Origin of the sequence: Emticicia sp. (assembly GCF_049241225.1) — a bacterium.
GTDB lineage: Bacteria > Bacteroidota > Bacteroidia > Cytophagales > Spirosomataceae > Emticicia.
On sequence record NZ_JBMLRC010000015.1, the window covers coordinates 1 to 1,617 of the forward strand.

A 1,617-nucleotide genomic window follows, 5' to 3' on the forward strand; every position below is an offset into this window, starting at 1 on the left:
AAGTTTGGTTAACCGCCGAAGATTGCCTGTAAGTGCCAGACATTACCATCATTTTGAGCAGTTTCTTTACACTCCATTGCATATCATCTTGAAATGTAATGGCCAGATAATCAAGCATTTCGGGGTGCGATGGAGCAAAACCTTGCGTACCAAAATCTTCAACGGTTTCCACGATTCCAGTGCCGAAAAGCTGTTCCCAAAAACGATTTACAATCACTCTCGAAGTAAGCGGATTTCTACCGTCGACCAACCATTTGGCAAAACCCAGTCGGTTTCGAGGGTATTCTTTGGGCATCGAAGACAGATATTTCGGGACATCGGGTTTTACTTCTTTGCCTTTTACGAGCCAATTTCCACGCTCAAAAATATGTTGTTTACGAGCCAAATCTCCAGTGCCTTCTACCAAAATCGGACTGTAATCGGCTTTTGCATTTAAAACTTCTTTGTATTTTGCTTCAACGGATTGATAATCAGGTGTTTCGGCAAATGTATTTTGAAAAGCCACCCATTTGATTTGTAACCATTCTTTAGGTGTTTTTGGGTTGGTAAATACAAAATACAAATCATGTTTACCTTCCAATTGCGGTAAATTATAAAACATCACCGTATCGCGGGTTTTGAAAATCGGAATATTTATCAAAATTTTACCATCTAAAGCATTATCTCTTACGAGTAAAGTGCCTTTTTCATTACCCGTATTGAAGGTCATCAACATTCTGTTTTTACCAGTTAGCGTAACGTTTTTTAGTCTCCCATAGCCAGTGTGTTGAAGTCCCAAATATTTGGCATCAAGTAAGGAAGAGGTAACTGGAGATAGTTGTTCAATATCGTGCGAATTGAATTTCGGTTCTAAAACTCGGGCAAAATGTTCAAATTCTTGGGCTTTTTGGGGTGTGCTTTTGCTCAAAATCCATTTCTTTATTTCTTGAATCTTGCTCGAATCTTCTTTCTTATAAAACCTTAAATAAGGCGTTTCGCTCACCACGTCTTCATCACGAGTATTGTTGAAAAACGCCATCGTTTTATAATATTCATCATGCACGAAAGGGTCGTACGGGTGTGTATGGCACTGTACACAGGCCATTGTTGTTCCTTGCCAAACATCAAAAGTAGTATTTACTCGGTCGATTTGAGCGGCTACTCTAAACTCTTCATCAACTGTTCCACCCTCATCGTTAGTCATGGTATTTCGGTGGAAGGCTGTCGCTACGAGTTGATTGTCAGTTGGTTGTGGTAATAAATCACCAGCCAGTTGTTCAATCGTAAATTGGTCGAATGGTTTATCTTCGTTGAACGCCTTAATTACATAATCTCGGTATCGCCAAATATTTCGGTAAACGTCACGCTCGTACCCTTTGGTATCGGCATAGCGAGCCAAATCGAGCCACATGGCTGCCCAACGTTCGCCATACGCAGGTGAAGCCAGAAGTTTATTCACTACTTTTTCGTACGCATCTTCCGATTCATCTTTCAAGAAATCTTGTAATTGCTGTTCGGTAGGAGGTAGGCCTGTTAAATCTAAATAAACACGGCGTAGCAATGTGCCTTTTTCGGCTTCGGGTGAGTGCGAGAGTCCTTCTTTTTTGAGTTTATCCAACACAAAATGGTCGATTTCGT

General features: G+C 40.7%; 1 protein-coding gene. It reads right to left on the bottom strand.

Translation table 11 applies throughout. The annotated features are described in order from the left end of the window. A partial coding sequence (locus tag ACOVO2_RS00735) for a DUF1549 domain-containing protein (RefSeq protein WP_421768133.1) occupies nt 1–1,617 on the bottom strand: 1,617 nt, incomplete at both ends.